At 73.8% G+C, this 24,390-nt stretch carries 21 protein-coding genes; 12 read left to right on the forward strand and 9 right to left on the reverse strand.

From position 1 onward, the window contains the following. The first annotated feature begins 32 nt into the window (after positions 1 to 32). From NOSIN_RS06760 to NOSIN_RS06780, 5 genes are all read left to right on the forward strand, one after another. Positions 33 to 1,394 carry a PfkB family carbohydrate kinase gene (locus NOSIN_RS06760; protein WP_143833025.1) on the forward strand — a complete coding sequence of 454 codons (1,362 nt, stop codon included), beginning with the start codon at positions 33 to 35 and terminating at the stop codon, positions 1,392 to 1,394. An 87-nt stretch (positions 1,395 to 1,481) separates the two neighbouring features. Then, on the forward strand, positions 1,482 to 2,168 hold the full coding sequence (locus NOSIN_RS06765) for an SDR family oxidoreductase (RefSeq protein WP_077689912.1): 687 nt from the start codon (positions 1,482 to 1,484) through the stop codon (positions 2,166 to 2,168). 147 nt (positions 2,169 to 2,315) lie between these two features. Continuing rightward, on the forward strand, positions 2,316 to 3,308 hold the full coding sequence (locus tag NOSIN_RS06770) for an NAD-dependent epimerase/dehydratase family protein (RefSeq protein ID WP_077689913.1): 993 nt from the start codon (positions 2,316 to 2,318) through the stop codon (positions 3,306 to 3,308). A gap of 41 nt (positions 3,309 to 3,349) precedes the next feature. Then, entirely contained in the window at positions 3,350 to 4,225 is an 876-nt protein-coding gene (locus NOSIN_RS06775) for a glycosyltransferase family 2 protein (protein WP_077689914.1), read from the forward strand. Further along, complete coding sequence (locus NOSIN_RS06780) at positions 4,222 to 5,121, forward strand: glycosyltransferase family 2 protein (RefSeq protein ID WP_077689915.1); 900 nt, start codon at positions 4,222 to 4,224, stop codon at positions 5,119 to 5,121. The genes NOSIN_RS06775 and NOSIN_RS06780 overlap by 4 nt, the downstream gene beginning before the upstream one ends. Positions 5,122 to 5,270: 149 nt before the next feature. On the opposite strand, the gene NOSIN_RS06785 is transcribed toward NOSIN_RS06780, so the two are convergent. Further along, a complete protein-coding gene (locus NOSIN_RS06785; RefSeq protein WP_077693454.1) occupies positions 5,271 to 6,167 on the reverse strand; it encodes an NAD(P)H-binding protein in 897 nt (298 codons plus the stop codon). Positions 6,168 to 6,494: 327 nt separating this feature from the next. Between NOSIN_RS06785 and NOSIN_RS06790 the strand changes: the two genes are divergently transcribed. Further along, entirely contained in the window at positions 6,495 to 7,250 is a 756-nt protein-coding gene (locus NOSIN_RS06790) for a MerR family transcriptional regulator (RefSeq protein ID WP_330359724.1), read from the forward strand. Further along, entirely contained in the window at positions 7,247 to 7,609 is a 363-nt protein-coding gene (locus tag NOSIN_RS06795) for a hypothetical protein (RefSeq protein ID WP_077689917.1), read from the forward strand. The genes NOSIN_RS06790 and NOSIN_RS06795 overlap by 4 nt, the downstream gene beginning before the upstream one ends. A gap of 46 nt (positions 7,610 to 7,655) precedes the next feature. Here the strand turns inward: NOSIN_RS06795 and NOSIN_RS06800 are convergent, their stop codons facing one another. Next, complete coding sequence (locus tag NOSIN_RS06800) at positions 7,656 to 8,156, reverse strand: hypothetical protein (RefSeq protein ID WP_077689918.1); 501 nt, start codon at positions 8,154 to 8,156, stop codon at positions 7,656 to 7,658. Positions 8,157 to 8,352: 196 nt separating this feature from the next. Between NOSIN_RS06800 and NOSIN_RS06805 the strand changes: the two genes are divergently transcribed. Beyond that, positions 8,353 to 8,985: a DUF2461 domain-containing protein gene (locus tag NOSIN_RS06805; RefSeq protein ID WP_077689919.1), complete on the forward strand. Its 633-nt coding sequence runs from the start codon at positions 8,353 to 8,355 to the stop codon at positions 8,983 to 8,985. Between the two features lie 87 nt (positions 8,986 to 9,072). On the opposite strand, the gene NOSIN_RS06810 is transcribed toward NOSIN_RS06805, so the two are convergent. Next, positions 9,073 to 10,869, reverse strand: coding sequence for an acyl-CoA dehydrogenase (locus NOSIN_RS06810; RefSeq protein WP_077689920.1), 1,797 nt, complete (start codon positions 10,867 to 10,869; stop codon positions 9,073 to 9,075). Between the two features lie 137 nt (positions 10,870 to 11,006). Between NOSIN_RS06810 and aroQ the strand changes: the two genes are divergently transcribed. Continuing rightward, on the forward strand, positions 11,007 to 11,495 hold the full coding sequence (gene aroQ, locus NOSIN_RS06815) for a type II 3-dehydroquinate dehydratase (protein WP_077689921.1): 489 nt from the start codon (positions 11,007 to 11,009) through the stop codon (positions 11,493 to 11,495). A 63-nt stretch (positions 11,496 to 11,558) separates the two neighbouring features. Here aroQ and NOSIN_RS06820 read toward each other — a convergent pair whose 3' ends face one another. The 3 genes from NOSIN_RS06820 to NOSIN_RS06830 all read right to left on the reverse strand — a co-directional run bounded on the left by NOSIN_RS06820 (position 11,559) and on the right by NOSIN_RS06830 (position 15,613). Next, a complete protein-coding gene (locus tag NOSIN_RS06820) occupies positions 11,559 to 12,194 on the reverse strand; it encodes a histidine phosphatase family protein (protein WP_077689922.1) in 636 nt (211 codons plus the stop codon). A 129-nt stretch (positions 12,195 to 12,323) separates the two neighbouring features. Then, on the reverse strand, positions 12,324 to 14,648 hold the full coding sequence (locus tag NOSIN_RS06825) for an FdhF/YdeP family oxidoreductase (RefSeq protein WP_077689923.1): 2,325 nt from the start codon (positions 14,646 to 14,648) through the stop codon (positions 12,324 to 12,326). A 221-nt stretch (positions 14,649 to 14,869) separates the two neighbouring features. Continuing rightward, positions 14,870 to 15,613 (reverse strand): DUF4097 family beta strand repeat-containing protein, encoded by a 744-nt coding sequence (locus NOSIN_RS06830; protein ID WP_143832869.1) that lies wholly within the window; start codon positions 15,611 to 15,613, stop codon positions 14,870 to 14,872. A 249-nt stretch (positions 15,614 to 15,862) separates the two neighbouring features. On the opposite strand from NOSIN_RS06830, the gene NOSIN_RS06835 reads away from it, so the two are divergent. After that, a complete protein-coding gene (locus tag NOSIN_RS06835; protein ID WP_077689925.1) occupies positions 15,863 to 17,047 on the forward strand; it encodes an alcohol dehydrogenase catalytic domain-containing protein in 1,185 nt (394 codons plus the stop codon). Between the two features lie 74 nt (positions 17,048 to 17,121). Here the strand turns inward: NOSIN_RS06835 and NOSIN_RS06840 are convergent, their stop codons facing one another. The 3 genes from NOSIN_RS06840 to NOSIN_RS06850 form a co-directional block, all read right to left on the reverse strand. Next, on the reverse strand, positions 17,122 to 17,985 hold the full coding sequence (locus NOSIN_RS06840; RefSeq protein ID WP_077693455.1) for a glycoside hydrolase family 16 protein: 864 nt from the start codon (positions 17,983 to 17,985) through the stop codon (positions 17,122 to 17,124). Positions 17,986 to 18,339: 354 nt separating this feature from the next. After that, on the reverse strand, positions 18,340 to 19,344 hold the full coding sequence (locus NOSIN_RS06845) for an iron-siderophore ABC transporter substrate-binding protein (protein ID WP_077689926.1): 1,005 nt from the start codon (positions 19,342 to 19,344) through the stop codon (positions 18,340 to 18,342). A 286-nt stretch (positions 19,345 to 19,630) separates the two neighbouring features. Next, positions 19,631 to 20,401, reverse strand: coding sequence for a siderophore-interacting protein (locus NOSIN_RS06850; RefSeq protein ID WP_077689927.1), 771 nt, complete (start codon positions 20,399 to 20,401; stop codon positions 19,631 to 19,633). A gap of 353 nt (positions 20,402 to 20,754) precedes the next feature. Here NOSIN_RS06850 and NOSIN_RS06855 point away from each other — a divergent pair, with 353 nt between their 5' ends. Next, the gene (locus NOSIN_RS06855; RefSeq protein WP_077689928.1) at positions 20,755 to 22,539 is read left to right on the forward strand and encodes an ABC transporter transmembrane domain-containing protein; all 1,785 of its coding nucleotides are present in this window, start codon (positions 20,755 to 20,757) and stop codon (positions 22,537 to 22,539) included. Beyond that, on the forward strand, positions 22,536 to 24,353 hold the full coding sequence (locus tag NOSIN_RS06860; RefSeq protein ID WP_077689929.1) for an ABC transporter ATP-binding protein: 1,818 nt from the start codon (positions 22,536 to 22,538) through the stop codon (positions 24,351 to 24,353). The genes NOSIN_RS06855 and NOSIN_RS06860 overlap by 4 nt, the downstream gene beginning before the upstream one ends. Positions 24,354 to 24,390: the final 37 nt, after the last annotated feature.

A 24,390-nucleotide genomic window follows, 5' to 3' on the forward strand; every position in this document is an offset into this window, starting at 1 on the left:
TGGTGGTCGGCGACGCCCTGCTCGACGTGGACATGCGGGGCGTGTCCCGACGCGACTGCCCCGACGCGCCCGCGCCCGTGCTGGAGGGGACCGAGGCCTGGTACAGGCCGGGCGGCGCGGCCCTGGCCGCGCTGTGCGCCCGCGAGGACGGCCGCGAGGTGGTCCTGGTGACCGCCGTGGGCCGCGACGCGGCAGCCGACGACCTGGCCGCCCTGCTGGAGGGGAGGGTCACCCTGGTGGGGCTGCCCCTGATGGAGCGCACGCCCACCAAGACCCGTGTCCAGGCCAACGGGCGCACCGTGGCCCGCATGGACGAGGGGTGCGACGGTGTGGAGGAGACCGCGTCCGGAGCCGACGTGGCCCGGGCCCTGGCGGGCGCCTCGGCCGTGCTGGTGGCCGACTACGGGCACGGACTCACCCGCCAGAGCGCCGTACGCGAGGCCCTGGCCGAGTGCGCGGACCGCGTCCCGCTCGTGTGGGACCCGCACCCGCGCGGCGCGGCGCCCCTGCGCGGGGCGCGCCTGGTCACGCCCAACGCGGCCGAGGCCCAGGTGGCCGAGGACGAGGGCGAGCGGGCCCTGAACCGGGCCGGTGAGCTGGCCGGAGTGTGGGGGACGCACTCCGTGGCCGTCACCCTCGGCGCGCACGGTGCCGCCTGGGCCGACGGGGCCGGGGCACGCGCCCTGGTGCCGGGCGAGCCCGTGGACGCACCGGAGGACACCTGCGGGGCGGGCGACGCCTTCGCCGCGGCGTGCGCCACGGCACTGGCCGACGGAGCGAACGTGCGCGACGCCGTCCGCCACGGGGTCGGCTCGGCGTCGGCCTTCGTGGCCCGGGGCGGAGCGGCGGCCCACACCCGCCCGCGCCCCGGCACACCCGCTCCCCGTGCCGCGGCCGCACCGGCGACCGCGCCAGCTCCGCGCGTCGCGGCCGACGCGGGGACCGCCGCCGGCGGGCGCGCCGGGCGCGTCGTGGCCACCGGCGGCTGCTTCGACGTCCTGCACGCGGGCCACGTCGACCTGCTGCGGCGGGCCCGTGCCCTGGGGGACCACCTGGTGGTGCTGCTCAACAGCGACTCCTCCGTGCGGGCGCTCAAGGGACCCGGCAGACCCGTCGTCGGCGAGCACGACCGCGCCCGGGTGCTGTCCGCGCTCGACTGCGTGGACGAGGTCGTCGTGTTCGGCGAGGAGACGCCCGCGCACGCCCTGGAGGAGCTGCGGCCCGACGTGTGGGTCAAGGGCGGCGACTACGACGTGGAGGAGCTGCCGGAGACACCCGTCGTACGGCGGGCCGGGGGAGAGGTGGTCACCGTGCCGCTCGTGCCCGGCCACTCCACGACCGGGCTGATCACCCGCATACGCGGTCGGGGCCGCGACAACGTGCCCGTCCGCTGAGACGGCCGGGTCCGCGCCGACCACCCACAGACCACCGGCCACGAGCCGGTCGCCACTGACGAGTCCGACATGAGGAACGGGGGATATATGCGTCCACTCGGAAACACGCTGATCACCGGAGGTGCCTCGGGCCTGGGAGCCGCCACGGCCGAGGCCGTGGCCGCCGAGGGCGGGCACCCGATCATTCTCGACAAGCAGCACCCGGGCAACGACATGCCCTTCGAGCAGGTGGACCTGGCCGACCGCGAGGCGGTCGAGCGCGCCGTCCAGCAGGTCGTCGTCCAGCACGGGCGCATCGACGCCCTGGTCAACGCGGCCGGGACCGACGCCTGCGGCACGCTCACGGACGTGTCCGCGGACGACTGGGAGAAGGTCATCCAGGTCAACCTGCTCGGCACCGCCGCCGTGACCCGCGCGGCCCTGCCGCACCTGCGCTCCTCCGAGGGCACGGTGGTCAACTGCGCCTCCACCCTCGGCCTGCGCGCGCTCAGCGACGCCACCGCCTACTGCGCCTCCAAGTTCGGGGTCGTGGGCTTCACCCGGGCTCTGGCCGCCGAACTCGCCGGCCAGGTCGGGGTGACGCTCCTGGTCCCGGGCGGCATGAGCACGGCCTTCTTCGACGACAGGCCCGAGCAGTACAAGCCCGGTCCGGACGCCAAGCTCAACGCGCCCGAGGACGTGGCCCGCACGGTGGTGTTCGCGCTGCGCCAGCCGCCCGGCTGCGAGGTGCGCGAGATGGTCGTCTGCTCCTCGCAGGAGACGTCCTGGCCCTAGGCCGCGTCCCCGCCCACGTGTCCGGGTGCCGCCGTGTCCCCCGGCGCCTCTCCGGCGCCCGGCGGCGCCCGGACCCGCCCCGACGACCCAGCCCTCCAGACAACAGACCCAGGCAAGTGGTGAGACCCTCCGAGGAGGTGGGCGACGATGCGAGAACCCGCGTCGAGTGGAAAGGCCCTGGTCACCGGTGGCGCCGGCTTCATCGGCTCCCATCTGTGCGAACGGCTGCTGGAGAGGGGCACACACGTGGTGTGCCTGGACAACTTCGCCACCGGCCGTGCGGAGAACGTGGGGCATCTGGCCGGGCACCCGCGGTTCGAACTGAGGGAGGCCGACATCACCGAACCGCTCGCACTGGACGAACCCGTGGACACGGTGTTCCACCTGGCCTCGGCCGCCTCGCCGCCGGACTACTTGCGCCTTCCGGTGGAGACGCTGGAGGTGGGCAGCCTGGGCACCCGCAACGTGCTGGAACTGGCCGAGGAGCACGGCGCGCGCATGGTCCTGGCCTCCACCAGCGAGGTGTACGGCGATCCGCTGGAGTACCCGCAGCGCGAGACCTACTGGGGCAACGTCAACCCGGTCGGCCCGCGCAGCGTCTACGACGAGGCCAAGCGCTACGCCGAGTCGCTGACGATGGCCCACCACCGGGCACGCGGGGCGGACGTGGGCATCGCGCGCATCTTCAACTGCTACGGGCCGCGCATGCGCGCCGACGACGGCCGGATGGTGCCCACCTTCGTCACCCAGGCCCTGGAGGGCCGGCACCTGACGGTGGCCGGCGACGGCCACCAGACGCGGTCGCTGTGCTACGTGGAGGACACCGTGCGGGGCCTGCTCGCCCTGGCCGACAGCAAGGCGACGGGACCGATCAACATCGGCAGCGACGAGGAGCTGTCCGTGCTGAGCCTGGCCCGCATCGTCCTGAACGTCACCGGCGCGCGGGAGGGACTCACGTTCATCGAACGCGCGGAGGACGACCCGCGCTTTCGGCGCCCCGACATCCGCCTGGCCGACGAGGTCCTGAACTGGCGTCCGCGCATACGCCTGGAGGAGGGGCTGCGGCGCACCGTCGCCTACTTCGTGGAGCAGCGCTCCCGCTACGACGACCTGCCCGAGGGGGCCACACCCGCCAACTGAGACGGCCGAGTGAAGGACGGCAGGACGCTGGGGAGGACGGAATGGGGAACCCGGAGCACGCGCGGGTCACCGTGGTGGTGGCCACCCGCGACCGCCGCGACGAACTGCTGCGCACGCTGCGGCACCTGGAGAAGCTGGAGCCCCGACCGCCCGTGGTGGTCGTGGACAACGCCTCCACCGACGGCACCGCCGAGGCCGTCCGCTCCGGGTTCCCCGACGTCATGCTCGTGCGTGAGCCCGGCAACGTCGGATGCGCCGCCCGCAACACCGGCGTGGCTCGCGCGGACACGCCCTACGTCGCCTTCTGCGACGACGACTCCTGGTGGGCCCCGGGGGCGCTGGAGGCGGCGGCCGACGCCCTGGACGCCCATCCGCGGCTGGGGCTCGTGGCGGCGTCCGTGTTCGTGGGGGAGGAGGAGAGGCCGGACCCGGTCAACGAGGCACTGGCGCACAGCCCGCTGCCCGACGGCGGCGGCCTGCCGGGGCCGCGGATCCTCGGCTTCCTGGCCTGCGCGGCCGTGGTGCGGCGCGAGGCCTTCAAGGAGGTGGGCGGTTTCGATCCGCTGCTGTTCTTCGCGGGGGAGGAGGCGCTCCTGGCCCAGGACCTCGCGGCGGCGGGCTGGGACCTGTGCCACCTGGAGCACGTACACGTGCACCACCACCCCTCCTCCATGCGCCCGCCCGGCCGGTGGCGGCGGACCCTGGAGGAGCGCAACGCGCTGCTGACCGTATGGCTGCGCCGCCGGCGGGGCCTGGCCCTGGCCCGGACGGCGCGGCTGGCCGGGCGCTCGCTGCGCGACCCGGTCGCCCGCGGGGCCCTGGCCGGGGCACTGCGGGCCCTGCCCGCCGCGATGGCGCGGCGCCGCCCGGTGCCCGCGCGCGTGGAACGCGACCTGTCCCTGTTGGAGAAGGCATGAGCGAGGAAGCCCGCGTCGGGATCGTGGTCATCACCCGCGACCGGCGGAAGGAACTGCTGCGCACCCTGGACCGCCTGGAGGAGCTGCCCGGTCCGCCGCCGACCGTGGTGGTGGACAACGCCTCCACGGACGGCACGTCCGACGCGGTCGGCGAGCGCCACCCGTGGGTACGGCTCATCCGGGCGGGCGCCAACCTGGGCTCGGTGGGCCGCAACGTCGGCGTGGAGGCCCTGGACACGCCCTACGTCGCCTTCTGCGACGACGACACCTGGTGGGAGCCCGGCTCCCTCGAACGGGCGGCCGAGCTGCTGGACGCCCACCCCGGCCTGGGCTCGGTGACGGCGCGCCTGCTCGTCGAACCCGGGGGACACGAGGACCCCCTCACCCCCGAGCTGCGGTACTCGCCGGTCCCGGGCCCCGACTGGCTGCCCGGGCCCGCCCTGCTGGGGGTGCTGGCCGGGGTCACCGTGTTCCGCGTCCGCGCCTTCCAGGAGGTGGGGGGCTTCTCCCCGCGCCTGTGGCTGGGCGGGGAGGAGGAACTGCTGGCGCTGGACCTGGCCGCCGCCGGGTGGTGGATGTGCTGGGACGAGCAGACGGTCGCCCACCACGCCGCCTCCCCGGTGCGAGACCCCTCCCGGCGGCGCCGCCTGGGCATCCGCAACACCCTGTGGACCGCCTGGCTGCGGCGCCCCGCCGACGGCGCGTGGCGGCACACCCGGTCGATCCTGCGGTCGGTGCCGCGCGACCGCTCCAGCGCGATGGCCGTCGCCGAGGCGCTGGCGGGCCTGCCGTGGGTGCTCAGGGAGCGCAGGCCGGTCCCGCCCGAGGTGGAACGGGGACTGCGTGCCCTGGAGGGTCCCCGCCGGGAGTCCAAGGCCCGGCGCTACGTGGGCTGAGCGGGCCCTCACCGAAGCGCCGGGGCCGGTCGCGGTCTCGCTCCTGCTGGGCCCGTCGGCGCCGCGCACCTCCACGTGCTCCCCTCTCGACTCCGGTGGGGCGGCACGCACCGCGCCCGGCGCCGGCGGGCGGACTCCTCCGACGCCTCCTACCGGGACGCGGACCGGGCGTGTCCGGCGGCCTCCGCGGTCGGCAGGGGACGGAAGTCGTGGGCGTGGTCGGCCGCCCACTCGCGGAACGTGCGCGCCGGGTGTCCGGTGACCTCCTCCACGGCCGTGGAGACCGGCTCGGGGTTCTCGACCATCCCGCCCCAGGCGTCGAGGGCCGCCTCGGCGAACGCCGGGTCGCCGATCTGTGCCAGGAACCCGTCCCGGGTCACCTCACGCGGGACCTCCTCCCAACGGACGGGGCGGCCGAGCGCCTCGCCGATGAGACGCACCTGCTCGGCCTGGGTGAGCACCTCGGGGCCGGTGAGCACGTACTTCGCCCCGACGTGGCCGTCCTCGGTGAGCGCCAGCACGGCGACGTCCGCGACGTCCCTCTCGTGGACCAGGGACCGCCCGGCCGCGCCGTAGGTCCACCGCACGGTCCCGTCCAGGCGGATCTGGTCCGCCCAGCCGAGGGTGTTGGCGGCCAGGCCGCCGACGCGCAGGAAGGTCCACTCCAGGCCGGAGGCCGCGATCTCCCGCTCGATACGCCCCCAGACGCCGTTGTCCTCGGAACCGGCCTCGTCCGACACCGCCGCGGAGACGTAGACGATCCGGCGCGCGTGCCGGGAGGCCGCCTGGATGAGGGCGGGCGCGCCGTCGGCCGTGACGAGGGGCCAGAGCAGGAAGAGCGTGTCCACCCCCTCCAGGGCGTGGTCGAGCTTCTCGGGCGCGGAGAGGTCGCCCCCGACCACCTCGACCCCCTCGGGCAGGCGGGCGGCGGAGGGTGTGCGCACCAGCGCGCGGACGTCGGCCCCGGCCGTACGCAGGCCGGAGACGACGTGCCGTCCGATGTTGCCGGTCGCCCCCGTCACCAGGATCTTTCCCCGTGTCTTCATCAGCAGCACCGTTTCCGTGAGGGTGTGGCACGGCCGGCCCGTACGGCCCGCCGGGAGGAACCGGTGGGAACCTCTCGGCAAGCATGGATCCTCAATCTTTATTGAGGTCAAGCTCCGGGGGCGGAGGGATCGTCGGGACGCGCGCCGTTCCTTCGAGGCCCGGTGTTACGCGGGAGGGCGGCCCGCCGCCGGCTCCGGCCCGCCGGACGCCCGGAGCGGAGCAGGCCGACCGTCAAGGGGTTGCGGTTGACGTAACGTCAACCCCTAACGTCGTTCCCGGGCCGGACGGACCGGCCCGGTGAGGGGAAGGCCGCGATGTCCTGGCCGATGGCGCAGGTGTGCCGTATGAGCGGGGTCACCTCCCGAACACTCCGGCACTACCACCGGATCGGGCTGCTGGAACCGGAGTGGACCGGCCCCGGCGGGGTGCGCCACTACGGACACGAGCAGCTCCTGCGGCTCCAGCGCATCCTGCTGATGCGCGAGCTGGACATGGGACTGGCCGACATCGCCCGGGTGCTCGACGAGCACCGGAGCCAGGCCGAGGCGCTGCGCGAGCACCTGCGCGCCCTGCTGGCCGAGCGCGACCGCATCGACACCCTCGCCGCCACCGTGCGCCGCACCGTCGACGCACTGGAGGAGGGAGACGCCATGGAGGCCGCAGACCGGCCCGAGGAGCTGTTCGCCGGATTCGACACCTCCTTCTACACCGAGCACGCCCGGACCGAGTGGCCGAACGAGTGGGGCCGGGCCGTGCGGGCCACGGAGGGGCTGACCGAGGAGGGCTGGGCGCGGGGCCGCGCGGAGGTCGCCGCCCAGATGGGGCGGATGGCCGTGCACATGGCGGCCGGGACCCCGGCCGGCGACCCGGTGGTCCAGAGCGAGGTGCACGCCCACTACCTGACGGTGAACCGTACGTGGACGCCCGACGCGGACGCCTTCGCCGACCTGGGCCGCGTCTACGCCGAGGAGGGGCCCTGGCGCGAGGTCTACGACAGGGTCGCCCCGGGCCTGGCCGACTACCAGAGCGAGGCCATGAGGGTCTACGCCCGCGAACGGCTGGGATGGAGGGGGCAGGCGTGATCCCCGGACACTGGCACGCCCACCGGCGGGAGGAGGACGGGGAGGTGCTCGGCTACCTCGAACCCGTGGGCGGGGAGCGGTACCGCCCCGTCACACTCCTCGGCCACCCCGTGGACGGCCCCGTCGGGGAGGAGGACGCCCGTGCCGCGCTGGACGCCCGCGGCCTGTCCTACCTCGCCGACCCGTGGCTGCTCAGCCTGCCCGGGCGCGGGGAGCCGATCGCGGTGCGGATCCTGGAGGTCGGTCCGCGCAGGGTACGGGTGGCCAACGTCGACCTCGGCTACGAGGAGGCCGACTACGGGCACGTGTTCGTGCTGGACGTACCCGAGACCGGACGCCTGCGCCCCGCCGGGAGCTGAACCCCGCCTCCGGCGGGGCCCGGGGACGGGACGGCCGCCGGCCGGATCAGGCGGTCACCGTGGGCAGGGGCGGCACCACCGGCGACTCCTCGTCCTCACCGCCCCCGTGCCTGCACCAGGGGCACCACACCGAGACACGCGAGTGCCGCATGGCCCACAGCAGTCCCGTCGAGACGAGCACGAAGAACAGGGAGATCCCCGCGGCGGGGACGAGGAGTCCGAGCGTGATCATCACGGCGGCGGCCACCAGGGCGGTGCGGCCCAGGCGCTCGGCGACCCAGTGGAAGGCGCGCAGGGGGCGCCGCCACCGTTCGGCGACCTCCGAGCCGCTCAGGGGGATGTCGGCCGCGCACAGCTCGCACAGCCTGCCGCGGTGGGTCGCCCAGTGCAGGGCCATGGCCGCGTACATCGGTGCGAAGCCCAGTGCCAGGGCCCAGGCGGGAAGGTCCGGAACCCACAGTCCCGGCACAGCGAGGAGCACGGTCCAGGGGACGGCCCGCTCGGCGTGGTGGCCCACGGCGACGTGGGCGCGCAGATCGTTCTTCACGGCGTTCCTCAGGAGATCGGTTCGACGAGAACCCGCGGGTCCGTCCTGGAGAGGGGAGGGGGACTCCTTCATTGTGCGTGCTGCGGACGAGTGCGCCGACCGGCCTGGGGCGGGTCCCGCGTGCGGTCGGCGGATCCGGGTAACCACCGGGGTAGGGCGCCGGGGGCGCGCCGGCCGCCACCGCGTGAGGAGGAGGATGGACTCCACCGGCTTCACCGAGGAGACGTTCACGTTCTTCGACGGGCTGGCCCGCGACAACTCCAAGGAGTACTTCCACGCCCACCACGAGGTCTACGTGCGCGCCGTGCGCGAGCCCGCCCGCGCCCTGGCCCGAGCGCTGGAGGAGGAGTTCGGTCCGATAAAAGTGGGCCGGCCCAACCGTGACACGCGCTTCTCCCACGACAAGAGCCCCTACAAGACCCACGTGGGGTTGGTCGGCCGGGGGCGGGGGCCGGTCGGCCGCTACCTCCAGCTGGGCCTGGACGGGCTGTGGGCCGGCGCGGGCTACCACGCGATGTCGAGCGCGCAGGTCCGGCGTTTCCGCGAGGGAGTCGACGACGACCGCGAGGGCCCGCGCCTGGACCGGATCGTCGACGAGCTGACCGGTAGGGGCTTCGACCTCGTCGGGGACACCCTCAGGACCCGGCCGCGCGGCTACGCCGGCGACCACCCGCGCGTGCACCTGCTGCGCTACCGCTCCCTGGGGGCCGAGCACCACGTGGAGCGCTCCGACGAGCTGTGCTCACCCGCGCTCCTGGAGACCGTCCGCGCCGACTGGCGGGCGCTGCGCCCCCTCCTGGACTGGCTGGAGCGGCACGTCACGAGCTGAACCGGCAGCGGAACCCGCGCCGGTGGAGACGGGCCCCGCACCCCGGCCCGGGACCGGATGCGGCGGCCCGTCCCCCCGCGCGGCCCCTCAGAGCACGTCGGGCGAGACGTCCAGGACGGTGCGGTCGCGGGAGGCCACCAGGTCGAACTGCGGGCCGGTGCGCGGCAGCTCGTGCCGGAAGAAGTAGGCCGCCGCGGCGCGCTTGCCCTCGTAGAAGCCGCCCTCGCGGCCGTGCGCGGCCACCAGCTGCTCCAGCCACAGCCACGCCACCACCACGTGGCCCACCGCCTCCAGGTAGGGGGTGGCGTTGGCCAGCGCCACGGCCGGGTCGCCCTCGGCCCAGGCCGCCGCGGCGGTCTCCGCCGTCCGGTCCAGGGCCGCCGACAGCAGCCCGGCGTACTCGGCCTCGGAGCCGCCCAGCTCCCGGGCGCGGGCCACGGTCTCCCGTGCCGTCTCCAGCAGCAGCGTCAGCCGGGCGCCGTCGTCGAGTACGGCCTTGCGCCCCAGCAGGTCCAGGGCCTGGATGCCGTGGGTGCCCTCGTGGATCGGGTTGAGCCGGTTGTCCCGGTAGTGCTGCTCCACGTCGTACTCACGGGTGTAGCCGTACCCGCCGTGCACCTGGATGGCCAGGTCGTTGGCCTCCACGCACCACTGGGAGGGCCAGCTCTTGGCGATCGGGGTGAGCACGTCCAGCAGCAGGTGGGCGCGCCGGCGGACGTCCTCGTCCTCGGTGCTGGCGGTCTCGTCCACCAGCCGGGCGCAGTACAGCACCAGGGCGAGCGCGCCCTCGACGTAGCTCTTCTGCGCGAGCAGCATCCGGCGCACGTCGGTGTGCTCGATGATCGGCACCTGCGGCTGGGCGGGGTCCTTGGCGCCCATCGGACGGCCCTGGAGGCGATCGCGTGCGTAGTCGAGCGACTTGAGGTAGCCGGTGTAGCCGACGGCGGTGGCTCCCGCGCCCACCCCGATCCGCGCGCCGTTCATCATGTGGAACATGTACTTCAGCCCCTGGTGGGGCTCGCCCACGAGGTAGCCGACCGCGCCCGCCCGGCCGCCGGGGGTGTGGCGGCCCTCGCCGAAGTTGAGCAGCGCGTTGACGGTGCCCCGGTAGCCCATCTTGTGGTTGAGCCCGGCGGGGACGACGTCGTTGCGCTCGCCGATCGAGCCGTCCTCCTCCAGCAGGTACTTGGGCACGACGAACAGGGAGATGCCCTTGACCCCGGGAGGTCCGCCGGGGATCTTGGCGAGCACCAGGTGCACGATGTTCTCGGTCAGCTCGTGGTCGCCCGCGGAGATCCACATCTTGTTGCCGAACAGCCGGTACTCGCCGTCCTCACCGGCCTCGGCGCGGGTGGTGATGTCGGACAGCGAGCTGCCCGCCTGCGGCTCGGACAGGCACATGGTGCCGGTGAAGCGGCCCTCCACCATGGGCAGCACCCAGGTGTCGATCTGCTCGGGGCTGCCGTGCGCCAGGAGCAGGCGCGCGTTGCCCGCGGTGAGGAAGGGATAGGCGGAGGTGCCCAGGTTGGCGGCCTGGAAGTAGGCGCTGCACGCGCTGGAGACCACGTGCGGGAGCTGGCCCCCTCCCACGGAGGCGGGCATCCCGGCGGCGCTCAGGCCGGTCTCGGCGTAGGCCTCCAGGGCCTTTCTGACCTCGGGGATGACGTGGACGCGCTCGCCGTCGAAGTGCGGCTCGTTGGCGTCGTTGGCCTTGTTGTGCGGCGCGAAGTGGTCGGTGGCCACGCGCTCGGCCAGCTCCAGCGCCGCGTCGAGGGTCTCGCGGGAGTGGTCGGCGTAGTGGGAGCGGCTGGTGAGCTCCTCGGTGTCGAGCCACTCGTAGAGCAGGAACTGCAGGTCGCGCGCGGACAGCAGGGTGGACGCCACGGGTCGCCTCCTAGGAATCGTGGACCGACTGGTCGGTATGCTACCTGCCGCGCGACTCCGGGGTGACCGGGGCCATCGTGCTCCACGCGCGCCCTCTAACCTGGCTGCCACCGACCCGAGAAGGAGCGCTGACCCGTATGTCCACTGTGTCCGACCCGTCCCGCGCCGTCCTGCTGCTCAACGGCCCCAACCTCAACCTCCTGGGCACCCGCGACCCCGCGCAGTACGGCACCACCACCCTGGAGGAGGTCGAGCGGCGCGTGACCTCCCTCGGCAGGGAGTTGGGAGTGGAGGTGGTGTGCGCGCAGAGCAACAGCGAGGGCGCGCTGGTGGACCGGATCCACGAGGCGCGCGGCTGGGCGGGGGTGGTGCTCAATCCCGGCGCCTACGCGCACTACGGCATCGCACTGCGCGACGCGATCGACGCGGTCGAGGCGCCCGTGGTGGAGGTGCACATCTCCAACGTGTACGCCCGCGAGGAGTTCCGGCACACGTCGGTGACCGCGCCGGTGGCCGCCGGCTACGTCGCCGGATGCGGCGTCTTCGGCTACGAACTGGCCCTGCGCGCGGTGCTGCGGCGCGACGCCGAGCGCCGGGAGGCGGCGGGCGGCGCCCAGGCGGGATGAGGAGGACCGGTCGGCACTATCCACGGGAAGGTACCGACCGGTCGGTTTCCACTGGGCACGCGTTCAGCGGTAGGTCATCAGGGCGGAACCGCCCTGCTCCAGGTGGGCGTGGTCGTTGAAGGACAGGAGCTGCGTGCCGCCGCGGCCGTGCAGCAGCTTGGTCACCGAGCCGTTGACCACCACGCGGTTCATCGCCAGGAACCCGGACGGGGAGGTGCCGAGCAGGGTCGAGCACACCGTCGCGATGACCCCGGCGGAGGTGAACACCAGCGCCGTCTCGCCCCGGCCCAGCCCGGCGACCAGGTCGTCCAGCGCCTCGCGCACCCCCGAGCGGAAGCCCTCCCAGGTGCCCGGGCCGCTGCCCCCGGCCTCGATCCACGCGCTCAGGGAGGCGTCGAGCCGCTCCTGGAGGGAGCCCGTCCCGACCGGGTGGTCGCCCAGCAGGCCGAGGTGGTCGTACTCGTTCCAGCGCTCGTCACCGTGCGGTTCCAGGCCCAGGCCCGCCTCGGCCAGGGCCGCGGCCGCGGTCTGGCGCTGGCGGCGCAGCGCGCCCGTCACCACCCGGCCGACCCGCAGCTCGCGCCGTTTGAGCTCGGTGCCCAGGAGCCGCGCCTGTTCGTAGCCGGTCGGACTCAACTCGTCGTAGTCCTCCGCCTCCGGAGAGGCCTTCCCGTGGCGGATGAGGTAGATAGCTGGCATCGCACCAGAGTACGAGCGAGGCCCCGGCCCCCCGCACACCGGGGGACGGGATCGCGGGTCCCCGCCCACCCGGGATGATCTTGCTCTTGGTGGCACTGTCGGCGGTCGACAGTGCCGCTGGGAGCAAGATCATCGGCGCAGGCCGGTGCCGGAGTCGGGCTCGAACCGCACCACCACCGACTTCGACGTGGGCGTGTTGCTGGTCTCGGCCGTGGAGTCCAGCGGCACCAGCACGTTCGTCTCCGGGAAGTAGGAGGCCGCGCACCCGCGCGCCGTCGGGTAGTGCACCACACGGAAGTGCGCCGCGCGCCGCTCGCGTCCGTCCCGCCACTCGCCCACGAGGTCGGTGTAGGAGCCGTCGGCCAGCCCCAGTTCGCGGGCGTCCTCGGGGTTGACCAGTACCACCCGGCGGCCACCGGTGATGCCCCGGTAGCGGTCGTCGAGGCCGTACACCGTGGTGTTGTACTGGTCGTGCGAGCGCAGCGTCTGTAGGAGCAGCCGCCCATCGGGGACCTCCGGGGCGTACGTGCCGTTCACCGTGAAGTTGGCCAGCCCGGTCGCGGTGGGGAAGCGCCGGTCGTCGCGCGGCGCGTGCGGCAGGGTGAACCCGCCGGGCCGCCGGGCACGTGCGTTGAAGTCCTCGAACCCTGGGACGACCCTCGACACGTGCTCGCGCACCCGGTCGTAGTCGGTCAGCTCCGACCACGCCACCGGGGACTCCCCCAGCACGCGTCCTGCCAGGTCGCAGATGATGTCCACCTCCGAGCGCATGCCCTCCGACAGGGGAGGCAGCGCCCCGTGGGAGGCGTGCACCCTCCCCATGGAGTCCTCCACCGTCACCCACCGGGACTCGCCGCCGCGCACGTCGCGGTCGCTGCGCGCCAGCGCGGGCAGGATCAGCGCCCGTGTCCCCGTCACCACGTGCGAGCGGTTGAGCTTGGTGGACACGTGCACCGTCAGCCCCACCCGGCGCATGGCCTCCTCGGTGACCAGGGTGTCGGGGGTGGCCGAGACGAAGTTGCCGCCCATCGCGAAGAACACCCGCACATCGCCGCGGGCCATGGCGCGGATGGCGTTGACGGTGTCGTGTCCGTGCTCGCGCGGTGGTGCGAACCCGAACTCGGCGCCCAGGGCGTCCAGGAACGCGTCGGCGGGGCGCTCGAAGATGCCCATCGTTCGGTCGCCCTGCACGTTGGAGTGGCCGCGCACCGGGCACACGCCCGCGCCCGGGCGGCCCACGTTGCCGCGCAGCAGCAGGAAGTTGACGACCTCGCGGATGGTGGGCACCGAGTGCCTGTGCTGGGTCAGGCCCATCGCCCAGCACACCACGATCCGCTCCGAGGCGGTGACCATCGCGGCGATCCGCTCGATGAGCTCCCGGTCCAGGCCGGTGGCCCGCTCGGTGCGCGGCCAGAACTCCCCGTCCGGTTCGTCGAGCAGGGTCTTGGCGAACTCCTCGAAGCCGTGGGTGTGCGCGGCGACGAACTCCCGGTCCAGGACGTCCTCGCCGCGCTCACCCGCCTCCAGCAGCAGGCGGTTGAGCGCGCTGAACAGGGCGAGGTCGCCGCCCAGGCGGATCTGCGCGAACAGGTCGGTCAGCTCGGTGCCGCGCCCGAGCAGGCCGCCCGCGTGCTGCGGGTTGCGGAACTCGCGCATCCCCGCCTCGGGCAGCGGGTTGACGGTGACGATCCGCGCTCCCGCGCGCTTGGCCCTCTCCAGGGCGGTGAGCATCCGGGGGTGGTTGGTGCCGGGGTTCTGCCCGGCCACGATGATGAGGTCGGCCTCGCGCAGGTCCTCCAGGGACACGCTGCCCTTGCCCACGCCCAGGGTCTCGGTCAGCGCCGAACCGGACGACTCGTGGCACATGTTGGAGCAGTCGGGGAGGTTGTTCGTGCCGAGCGCCCGGGCGAACAGCTGGTAGCAGAACGCGGCCTCGTTGCTGGTGCGGCCCGAGGTGTAGAACACCGCCTCGTCGGGGGAGTCCAGCGCCCGGAGCTCCTCGGCGACCAGGTCCAGGGCGCGGTCCCAGCCGACCGGCTCGTAGTGGGTGGCGCCCTCGGCCAGGTACATCGGCTCGGTGAGCCGGCCCTGCCGGCCCAGCCAGTACCCGGACCGCTCCGCCAGCTCGGCGACCGGATGGTCGGCGAAGAACCCGGCGGTCAGCGCCTTGGCGGTGGCCTCCTCCGCCACGGCCTTGGCGCCGTTCTCGCAGAACTCGGCCCGGTGCCGCCTGTCGCCCTCGGGCCAGGCGCAGCCGGGGCAGTCGAAGCCGCGCTTCTGGTTGACCGCGAGCATGGCGGGCAGCCCGCGCCGCACGCCCGCGTGCTCGCCGACCTGGCGGACGCTGTTCAGGACGGCCGGGAGCCCGGCCGCGCTGGTCTTGGGCGGACCGACCTGGGGAGAGTCCTGTGCGGGGTCCGGTTCATCCGAGTGCTGGTGTCTCACACACCGCATTCTGGCACTGCCCGCCCGGCCCGGGGACTCGCGGGGAGCAGCCTCGGACTCCGGGAGCCGGAACCGGGTCCTCGTAGGACGCGCACGTCGGGACCGGAATCCCTTCCCCCGAAGCGGCCGCCGGCCCGGGGCCGACCGGCCCGTGCGTCCGGGGCCGGGGCAGGAGTCCGCCGGGCCCGGACCTCGGGGCCTCGGGGCACCGCCGCCGGCCACCGCGGGGCTCAGTCGGCGGGGACCAGACGGATCCGTCCGCTGTCCGTCTCGGCGGCGATCTTGTGCGGGCTGTCCTCGTCCGTGTCCACCTCGATGACGACGTCCCCGCCGCCGGAGGCGTCCACGTCGTAGACGGCCTCGAGCAGCTCCAGCGTCGCGGACCCCTCCTCCGTGACCACCCGGACGTCGTCGGGGACACCGATGAAGGACACGTCGATCCTCCCGCTCCCGGTGCTGGCCCTCAGTGTGCGCGAGCGCACCCCGCCGGCGCGCAGGTCCCCCTCCGTGCTACGCAGGGAGAGGGGGCCGGAGACCCTCTGGACCTCCACCGAACCCTCGACGGTGCTGATCGTCAGCGGTTTGCCGAACGCGGTGGCCTCGACGCGGCCGGAACCGCCCTCGACGGTCAGCGAGGTGCCCTCGGGGACGTGCACCTCGTAGCGGACCTGGCACGGGTCTCCCTGATTGCACCTGGACCGCAGCACCAGGGTCTCCCCGTCGAGCCCCCAGGTGACGCCGGGCTCGCCGATGACGGACCGGCCCGACACCCAGCGCTTCACCTGGATCTCGTTCGTCTGGGTGGGGGAGACCTCCAGGTCGCCGTGGTCCACCACGATCGTGAGCTGGTCCGAGCCCGGTGCGAAGGTGCGCTCCTCCGGTTCGGCGTCCCCGGCGGGGGAGACGCATCCGCACAGGAGCAGCAGCGCCACCGCGCACGCCAGCAGGGTGCGGGCGGTGGTCCTCGCGGCCATGGGGCCTCCTCGTCGCTGGACGGCGGCGAGTCCGGCCACGCGGTCGGGCCGTCCGACGGCCGGGAACCGGCCGGATGCTCCGCGGGCGGCCGCCGTGGCGCGGACCCGGGGCGGATGGTGGATGTCCATCACCCACCGTAGCGAAACCCGGTCGGTCTTTCCCGGGACCACGGGGGCCGTTTTCCACGGTGTGCCCGGGGTAGTGGGCGGCCACGACCGACCACGACCGGCGTGACACCAGGGGGAATCATGAAGGCAGTGGTGTGGAACGGTACGAGGGACGTCGGGACCGCGAACGTCCCCGACCCCCGGATCGAGGACTCCGGTGACGCGGTCATCCGGGTCACCAGCTCGGGGCTGTGCGGTTCGGACCTGCACCTGTACGAGGTGCTCAGCCCCTTCATGCGCCCCGGGGACATCCTCGGACACGAACCCATGGGCGTGGTCGAGGAGGTGGGCGGCGGCGTGACCTCCCTGGTCCCCGGGCAGCGGGTCGTCGTCCCCTTCCAGATCTCCTGCGGCCACTGCGTCATGTGCCGGAGCGGCCTGCAGAGCCAGTGCGAGAGCACCCAGGTGAAGGAACAGGGCATGGGCGCGGCGCTCTTCGGCTACAGCGAGCTCTACGGATCGGTGCCCGGCGGGCAGGCCGAGTACCTGCGGGTCCCGCACGCCGACAACACCGCGATCCCCGTGCCCCCCGAAGGACCCGACGACCGCTACGTGTTCCTCTCCGACGTGCTGGCGACCGCCTGGCAGGCCGTCCGCTACGCCGACGTGCCCGAGGGCGGTTCGGTGGCGGTCCTGGGCCTGGGACCGATCGGCGACATGTGCTGCCGGGTCGCCGGCCACCTGGGCGCGGGGCAGGTGTTCGGCGTGGACCCGGTGCCCGAGCGGCGCGCGCGTGCCGCCTCCCGCGGAGCGGAGGTGTTCGACTCCTCCGAGGGCACCGACGAGCTGGTCCAGGAGATCCGCGACCGCACCGACGGACGCGGACCGGACGCGGTCATCGACGCGGTCGGCATGGAGGCGGCGGGGCACGGCTCGGCCAAGTTCGCCCAGCGGATGGCCTCGTTCCTGCCCAAGGGGACCGCGGCCAAGATGATGGAGACGGCGGGCGTCGACCGGCTGACCGCCCTGCACACCGCCATCGACCTGGTGCGGCGCGGCGGAACCATCTCGCTGATCGGCGTCTACGGGGGCATGGCCGACCCGATGCCGATGATGACGCTCTTCGACAAGCAGATCCAGTTGCGGATGGGGCAGGCCAACGTGCGCCGCTGGACACCGGAGATCCTGCCGCTGCTGGACGACGCAGACCGCCTGGGCGTGGAGGACTTCGCCACCCACCACCTGTCCCTGGACGACGCCCCGACCGCCTACGAGAAGTTCCAGAAGAAGCAGGACGGCGTGTTCAAGGTGCTCTTCCGCCCCTGACCCGTCCACGTCCCCGGTCCCGCCTCTGGTCCCGTCCCCGGCGCCGCCGCCGGGGACGGGACCCGTTCAACGGATCAGTTCTCGTAGACCCGGACGTAGTCGATGGTCATTTGCTGGGGGAATTGGGTGGTGTGGTCGGGGTAGCCGGGCCATTGGCCGCCGACGGCGACGTTGAGGATCATGAAGAAGGGTTGGTCGTAGACCCAGGGGTTGGTGCCTACGTCGTTGGTGGTGATGGTGTTGTAGGGGTGGCCGTCTACGGACCAGGTGATGGAGCCGGGGGACCAGTCGATGGCGAAGGTGTGGAAGGTGTCGGCGAAGGACCAGCCTTGGGGGTGGGTGTAGGAGGCGCCGATGCCGTTTGCTCCGGAGTAGCCGGGGCCGTGGACGGTGCCGTGGACCATGTGGGGTTCGTGGCCGACGTTTTCCATGATGTCGATTTCGCCGGAGTGGGGCCAGGGGGTGTCGGGGAAGTCGGAGCCCAGCATCCAGAAGGCGGGCCAGATGCCTTGGCCGCGGGGGATTTTGATGCGGGCTTCGATGTGGCCGTAGGCGTGTTCGATTTTGTTCTGGGTGGTGAGGCGGGCGGAGGTGTAGGTGCCGTTGGTTTCTTGGCGGGCGGTGATGACGAGGTTGCCGTTGCCGTCGAGGGCGGAGTTGGCGCGGTTGTCGGTGTAGTTCTGGAGTTCGTTGTTGCCCCAGCCGTGGTCGCCGGTTTCGTGGTTCCAGTGGGCGGGGTTGGGTGCGCTGCCGGCGGCACCGTCGAACTCATCGGACCAGACGAGGTCGCCGGGGGCGGCGCTCAGGTCGGCGTCGGTCCCGGCCGTGGTGCCCCCGGTCCAGTGCGGTGCGGTGAGGACCGCCGCCGCGAGGGCGACGGATGCGGCCACCGCCGTGGAGGCGACGGTGGCGCGGCGGGCGTTCTTCCTTCTGCTCATGGTGTCCTTCGGGAGGAGCGGAGACAGGGCCGCCCAGCGCTCGGACACGCGCGGATTAGCGGGTTCCGTACGGGTCTGCGCAGGGATGACCCTGCGTGGGCGAGTGCCCACTGAATGGGTGTTAAGTGACTGTACGTACGCGGACGCGTGCAGGCAAGGGGTGTTGGCGAGAATTCGGGAACACTCCCGTGGGGAGCATGTGACTTGAGGGGTATGTGAGTTTTCTGCTGTATGTCGGTTTCGTGTTCGCCCTCACGGAGGGTGAGGCCCGCCGACGGCGTCCGGAACCGTCCGGGAAACAGCGCGGGCCCCGCCGAGCGCGTGCTCGGCGGGGCCCGTTCCCGTCGGGGGGCGTCAGCCCTTCAGGGCCTCCTGGATCAGCGGGACGATCCCGTCCAGCGCGTAGGAGGTGCCCAGGGACGAGCCGCTGGAGAAGGCGTTGGCCAGCTCCGTGTCGTCCAGGATGATCAGGCGGCCGTCCTCGGCGGAGGGGATGCTCTGCAGGACCGGGTCCTCGTGCAGGAACTCCGCGGTGCCGCCGATGGGGAAGATGACGGTCAGGTCCGCGTCCAGGACCTCCACCATCTCCGAACTCAGGTCCACGTAGAACGCGCCGTCGGCCATCTCGGTGATCTCGGACTTGTACTGGAACCCGAGGTCCTGGAGCAGGTCCACCCGTGAGTCGCCGGGGACGTAGGCGCCGTACTGGCCGTCGTAGTACGCGCCGACCGCGATGGTCGTGTCCGCGAACTCGGGGTTGTCCTCGCTGATCCGGGCGAAGCGGTCCTCCAGGTCCTTGATGACCTCCTCGGCCTTCTCCTTCTCGCCGAGCACCTGGGCGACCTGGCGGGTCTGCTGCTGCCAGGTGGTGCCGTAGGTGACCTCGACCCCGGGCGGCGGACCCACCACCGGGGCCACCGGGGAGAGCAGGTCGTAGCGCTCCTGGCTGTTGTCGGAGCGGGTGTCGAGGATGACGTCGGGCTCCAGGGAGGCGATCGCCTCCAGGTTGGGCTCCATGGTGCCGACCTCGACCGGCTCCTCGTCGAGCAGGTCGGCCGCCCAGGGGCCCACGCCCGTGCCGCCGTAGCCCTGCCAGTCGGCCACGCCGACCGGCTGCACGCCCAGGGCGAGGGCGGTCTCGGCGTCGGACCAGCCCGTGGCGACGACGTTGGCCGGTTCGTCCCCGACCGTCACGTCGCCGTACAGGGTCTCGACGGTGACCGGGTAGCCCTCGGCGGCCGCGCCGTCCGACCCCTCCGACGCGGAGCCGGTGGTCTGGCCGCCGCAGGCGGCGAGCAGCAGGAGGGAGAGCGCGCCGGCGGCGATCGAGCCGCCGCGGATCAGCGGACCGCGGTTCATGGAGCCTCATTCGGTCGGGGAATTGAGCTTAGCCTTGCCTAAGCAGAAGCCATGTTGGGGGAGTCGGCGTCGTTGCGCAAGCCCGTGCGCGAGTCCGGGCGGAGGAGGCGCGGACGCCCTCGGCGTGTCCGGAAGACCCGGTGGCGGGGGCGTACGGCGGTTTCCGGCCGGTACGCGGTGACCTGCGGGGGAAGCCCCACGTGGTGAGGGTCACACGGTTCCCGGGCGGTGCTCCCGGCCGGGGGAGGGACGGTCCCCCGTAGGCGCCCCCGCGCCGCCGCTCCGATCAGGGATAGGCCTCCACGCCGTGGCGCCAGTAGCCGATGAAGGAGACGTCCTCCTTGGGCACGCCGCGTTCGCGTACCAGGGTGCGGCGCAGCTCGGTGGGCAGGGCGTTCTCCCCGGCCACGAAGCAGTAGGGGCGGCCCCCGGGCGGTTCGATCCCGCGCACGGTCTCCAGGGCGAGCCGTCCGGGCACCGCGTGCGGGTCGGTGCGGGGCAGCCAGCGCACCTCCACCCCGGCCGGGGCCCGTACCGGGCGGACGTCGGCGTCGGAGGGCACCTCCAGGAACGCCTGCCCCCGCATCTCCTCGGGCGCCTGCTCGAGGATGGAGAGCAGCGCGGGCACGGCGCTCTCGTCGCCCACCAGCAGTTGCCAGTCGGTGTCCTCGGAGGGCAGGTAGTAGACCCCCTCCGGGTACAGTCCCAGCTCGTCGCCCTCGCGGGCCGCCAGCGCCCAGGCCGAGGCCGGGCCCCCGTCCCCGTGCGCGACGAACTCGATGTCCATCTCCAGCGCGTCGGGGTCGAAGCGGCGGACGGTGTAGTTGCGCACGTGCGGGCGCCGGTCGTCGGGCATGGCGCGGAACTCGGCCACCCACCCGTCGTCCTCGGCGGCCTCCGGCAGGTACAGCCGGTCCTGGCCCGGCCTGGGGAAGAGGATCCTCGTGCACTGGTCCAGACCCAGGAACTCGAACTCGGCCAGTTCCTCACCGGTGAGCGTCACGGTGAGGAAGTGGTCGGTGGTGCGCTCGGTGCGCGCCACCCTGGTCCGGATCATGGTGCGACGGCTCGGATGCCTGATGCGCAAGGCGGGGGCCCCTCTGGTTGTTCCGCGGCGGAGGGTCGTGGAGAATCCGGTTTGCCGGTTTCCGTCCGCGGTGACCGTTGTCGTTCTGGGAAAGGCTAGCCTAACCAGGGCTGATGCGGCGGTTCAGGGTCCGCTTCCCGGGAACGGCGGGCACCGCGGCCGGACGCGGCGGGCCGCACCCGGCCGAGAGCGGGCCCGTCCCACCCGACGGCCTCCGATCGGCGCACCAGCCCGGACCGGGGCACGACACGGCAGGAGAGGGAACACCGGATGAGTACACGCCCGCACGGGGGCGCGCGCCCCGCACCGAGGGGACGCGCCGCGTGAGCGCCGTCGCTCCCGCCGACGCCGGACGGGAACGGCCGGCCCCGGACTCCCCGGACGCCGCGGGCACTCCGGACACCACGGCCGTCCCCACCAGTGTGCGCGCCCTGCGCGGGCGCACCCTGCGGCGCAACCGCCGCCACGTCGTCCTCGGCGTGGTCATGCTCTCCCTGCACCAGGTCGCCGAGGCCCTCGTCCCCGTCGCCATCGGCCTGACCATCGACTGGGCCGTCGTCCCCGGCGACGTCCGCGCCCTGGCGGTCTGCGTCACGGGCATGGCGGTGCTCTTCACCGTCCTGGCCCTGGCCTACCGCACCGGCGCCCGCTTCTCCCTGCGCGCCACAGAGAACGAGGCCCACCTGCTGCGGGTGGAGGCCGCCCGCCGCGCCCTCGACCCCCGCGGCGAGCGCAGCGGCCTGCGCGCGGGCGAGGTGCTGTCGGTGGCCACCTCCGACGCCGAACAGGCCGCCCAGTACGTGCGCGCCTGGTCGGCGTCGATCGCCCTCGTGGTCGCCGTCGTCGTCGCCACCGTCGCCCTGCTGGCCGTCGACGTCCCCCTCGGCCTCGGAGTGCTCGTCGGGGTTCCCCTGCTCATGCTTCTGCTGCGCTTCCCCGCCGCCCGCATCACCCGGCGCAGCGAGGCCAAACAGGCCACCGCGGCCGGGGCCACGGCCCTGGCCACCGACCTGGTCGGCGGCCTGCGCGTCCTGATGGGCATCGGCGCACGGCACAACGCCGCCGCCCGCTACCGCGCCGCCAGCACCCGCGCCCTGGAGGCCTCGGTCGGCGCCGCCGCCAGCAACGGCCTCTACCGGGGACTGGTCACCGCCTCCAGCGCCCTCTTCCTCGCCTGCGTGGCGGGCGTGTCCGGATGGATGGCGCTCGACGGCCGTCTCAGCGTCGGCGAACTCGTCATCGTCATCGGCCTGGCCCAGTTCCTCGCCGAACCCGTCCAGGGGCTGGGCATGGTCGGCCAGATGTTCGCCACCGCACGCGCCTCCGCGCGGCGGCTCGTACGCCTGCTCAACGCGCCCGCCGCCGTCACCCCGGGCGACCGCGACTGCGGGGGCGGACCGGTCGTCGCCCTGTCCGGCGTCGGCTACCGCACCCTGCGCGACGTGGACCTCGAACTCGCCCCCGGAGAGCTGGTGGGCGTGCTCACCGCCGATCCCCGCGACGCCGAGGCCCTGCTGGAACTGCTCTCGGGCCGGGCCGACCCCGAGCGGGTGCACGGCGCACTCACGGTGGGCGGCGTCCCCGTCCACGAGCTCGGCCTGGACGCCCTGCGCGGCACGGTCCTGGTGGAGGAGCACGGCGCCGCCCTGTTCGAGGGCACCCTGCGCTCCAACCTGACGGTCCGTGCGGGGACCGACGAGGACCGGCTCCTGGCCGCACTGCGCGCCGCCGCGGCCCAGGACCTGGTCAGCGGCCATCCCGAGGGCCTGGACCGGCCGGTCGCCGACCGCGCCGCCAACCTCTCCGGCGGCCAGCGCCAGCGCGTGGCCCTGGCCCGCGCCCTGGTCGCCGATCCTCCCGTGCTGGTACTGCACGACCCCACCACCGCCGTGGACGCGGTCACCGAGGAGGCCATCGCCCGGGGCGTGGCCGCCGCCAGGGAGGAACGGACCCCGGCCGGGGCGACCCTGGTCGTGGCCAACAGCCCGGCACTGCTGGCCCGCGCCGACCGCGTCGTGGTGCTCGTCGGGGGACGGGTCCACCGCACGGGGACACACGCGCGCCTGGTCGAGGAGGACCGGTACTACGGAGAGGCGGTGCTGCGATGAGCACGACGGCGAGGACCCCGGACGAGGAGGCCCCGGAGGCATCCGGGGCGCCGGCGGACGGACACGGCGAACTGCTGCCCACCGCCTCGACCCGCCGCACCTGGGCGGTGCTCGGCGACGGGGTGCGCCGCACCGGCTGGAGCACCCCCCTGGCCCTGGCCACCGTGCTCGCCGGCAGCGCCGGCGGACTGGTCGCCCCGTGGGTGCTGGGCCGGATGGTCGACGACATCTCCGAGGGCAGGAGCCTGGACACCGTGCTGTCCTCGGCCGCCCTGATCGCCGTGTCGGGCGTGCTCGGCGGACTGCTGGTGGGCGTGGGCGCCTGGCTGGTCAGCCGGGTCGGCGAGACCGTCCTGGCACGTCTGCGCGAACGCGTCATGGACCGCGTGCTGCGCATGCCCGCCGCCCGCCTGGAACGGGTCCGCATCGGCGACCTGCTCTCCCGCGTGGGCGACGACGTCGCCGTGGTCACCGCGAGCATCGCCCGCACCGGCCCCGACGTCGTCGTGGCCCTGGCCACCGTGCTGCTGACCGCCGCGGGCATGACCGCCCTGGACTGGCGCCTGGGCCTGGCCGGAATGCTCTCCCTGCCGGTGTACGTGCTGGCGGTGCGCTGGTACCTGCCGCTCTCGGGCCCCTACTACGCCCGCGAGCGCATCGCCATGGGCGAGCGCTCGCACGCGATGATGGGCGCCCTGCGCGGGCGGGGCAGCGTGCGCGCCTACCGTCTGGAGGCCGAGCACGAGGACCGCGTCCGCGGCCGCTCCCGCGCCGCCATGGACATCACGGTCGAGGTGTTCCGGCTCTTCACCCGGTTCGGGTCGCGGCTCAACGGCGCCGAGTGCGTCGGGCTGACCTCCGTGCTGGTGGTCGGGTTCTGGCTGGTGCGCGGCGACCTGGCCACCGTCGGCATGGTCACCGCCGCCGCCCTGTACTTCCACCGCCTGTTCGGACCGATGATCTTCCTGGTCATGAACTTCAACGAGGTGCAGTCGGCCGGGGCGAGCCTGGCCCGCCTGGCCGGTGTGGCCGACCTTCCGGCGGAGGCGGACCCGGAGGCCGAGGAGGGTCCCGCGGGCGCCTCGGTGCGCGTCGACGCGGTCACCCACTCCTACGGCACCGGCGGCCCGCCCGCCCTGGAGGAGGTGTCGCTGGAGGTCGCCCCGGGCGAGCGCGTGGCCCTGGTCGGGGCCAGCGGCGCGGGCAAGACCACCCTGGCCGCCCTGGTCGGCGGGCTGCGCACGCCCACGGCCGGAAGCGTGTACCTGGGCGGGATCCCCCTGGAGGAGCTGGGGGAGCGGCGCGTGCGCGAACACGTCTTCCTCGTCAGCCAGGAGACCCACGTGTTCGCCGGCACCCTGCTGGAGGACCTGCGCCTGGCCCGCGCCGGGGCCACCGGGGCCGAGGCGGAGGCCGCCCTGGAGGCGGTCGGCGCCCTGGAGTGGACGCGCGCCCTGCCCGAGGGCCTGGAGACGGTGGTCGGCGAGGGCGGGCACGCCCTGACCGCCGAGCAGGCCCAGCACCTGGCCCTGGCCCGCCTGGTCCTGGCCGACCCGGACGTGGCCGTCCTGGACGAGGCCACGGCCGAGGCGGGCAGTTCGGGTGCCCGGCGCCTGGAGCGGGCGGCCGCGGCGGCCACGGCCGGGCGCACGACCCTGGTGGTGGCGCACCGGCTGACCCAGGCCGAGACGGCCGACAGGGTCGTGGTCATGGACGGGGGGCGGATCGTCGAGCAGGGCGCGCACGCGGACCTGGTCGCCGCCGGGGGGCGCTACGCCGACCTGTGGCGCAGCTGGCAGGGCGCATCGGCCTGACGGACGCGGGTCGCGGCGGCCGGGGTCCCCTCCGTGT

This window comes from Nocardiopsis sinuspersici (assembly GCF_001998325.1).
GTDB classification, from domain to species: Bacteria; Actinomycetota; Actinomycetes; order Streptosporangiales; family Streptosporangiaceae; genus Nocardiopsis; species Nocardiopsis sinuspersici.

What these genes read in the sequence shown, in the direction of transcription:
- NOSIN_RS06765 (WP_077689912.1), top strand. Translation starts at nt 1,482, where the DNA reads ATGCGTCCACTCGGAAACACGCTGATCACCGGAGGTGCCTCGGGCCTG.
- NOSIN_RS06835 (WP_077689925.1), top strand. Translation starts at nt 15,863, where the DNA reads ATGAAGGCAGTGGTGTGGAACGGTACGAGGGACGTCGGGACCGCGAAC.
- NOSIN_RS06775 (WP_077689914.1), top strand. Translation starts at nt 3,350, where the DNA reads ATGGGGAACCCGGAGCACGCGCGGGTCACCGTGGTGGTGGCCACCCGC.
- NOSIN_RS06780 (WP_077689915.1), top strand. Translation starts at nt 4,222, where the DNA reads ATGAGCGAGGAAGCCCGCGTCGGGATCGTGGTCATCACCCGCGACCGG.
- NOSIN_RS06840 (WP_077693455.1), bottom strand. Translation starts at nt 17,985, where the DNA reads ATGAGCAGAAGGAAGAACGCCCGCCGCGCCACCGTCGCCTCCACGGCG.
- NOSIN_RS06760 (WP_143833025.1), top strand. Translation starts at nt 33, where the DNA reads ATGCGGGGCGTGTCCCGACGCGACTGCCCCGACGCGCCCGCGCCCGTG.
- NOSIN_RS06790 (WP_330359724.1), top strand. Translation starts at nt 6,495, where the DNA reads ATGGCGCAGGTGTGCCGTATGAGCGGGGTCACCTCCCGAACACTCCGG.
- NOSIN_RS06770 (WP_077689913.1), top strand. Translation starts at nt 2,316, where the DNA reads ATGCGAGAACCCGCGTCGAGTGGAAAGGCCCTGGTCACCGGTGGCGCC.
- NOSIN_RS06845 (WP_077689926.1), bottom strand. Translation starts at nt 19,344, where the DNA reads ATGAACCGCGGTCCGCTGATCCGCGGCGGCTCGATCGCCGCCGGCGCG.
- NOSIN_RS06805 (WP_077689919.1), top strand. Translation starts at nt 8,353, where the DNA reads ATGGACTCCACCGGCTTCACCGAGGAGACGTTCACGTTCTTCGACGGG.
- NOSIN_RS06830 (WP_143832869.1), bottom strand. Translation starts at nt 15,613, where the DNA reads ATGGCCGCGAGGACCACCGCCCGCACCCTGCTGGCGTGCGCGGTGGCG.
- NOSIN_RS06825 (WP_077689923.1), bottom strand. Translation starts at nt 14,648, where the DNA reads ATGCGGTGTGTGAGACACCAGCACTCGGATGAACCGGACCCCGCACAG.
- NOSIN_RS06860 (WP_077689929.1), top strand. Translation starts at nt 22,536, where the DNA reads ATGAGCACGACGGCGAGGACCCCGGACGAGGAGGCCCCGGAGGCATCC.
- aroQ (WP_077689921.1), top strand. Translation starts at nt 11,007, where the DNA reads ATGTCCACTGTGTCCGACCCGTCCCGCGCCGTCCTGCTGCTCAACGGC.
- NOSIN_RS06785 (WP_077693454.1), bottom strand. Translation starts at nt 6,167, where the DNA reads ATGAAGACACGGGGAAAGATCCTGGTGACGGGGGCGACCGGCAACATC.
- NOSIN_RS06850 (WP_077689927.1), bottom strand. Translation starts at nt 20,401, where the DNA reads ATGATCCGGACCAGGGTGGCGCGCACCGAGCGCACCACCGACCACTTC.
- NOSIN_RS06820 (WP_077689922.1), bottom strand. Translation starts at nt 12,194, where the DNA reads ATGCCAGCTATCTACCTCATCCGCCACGGGAAGGCCTCTCCGGAGGCG.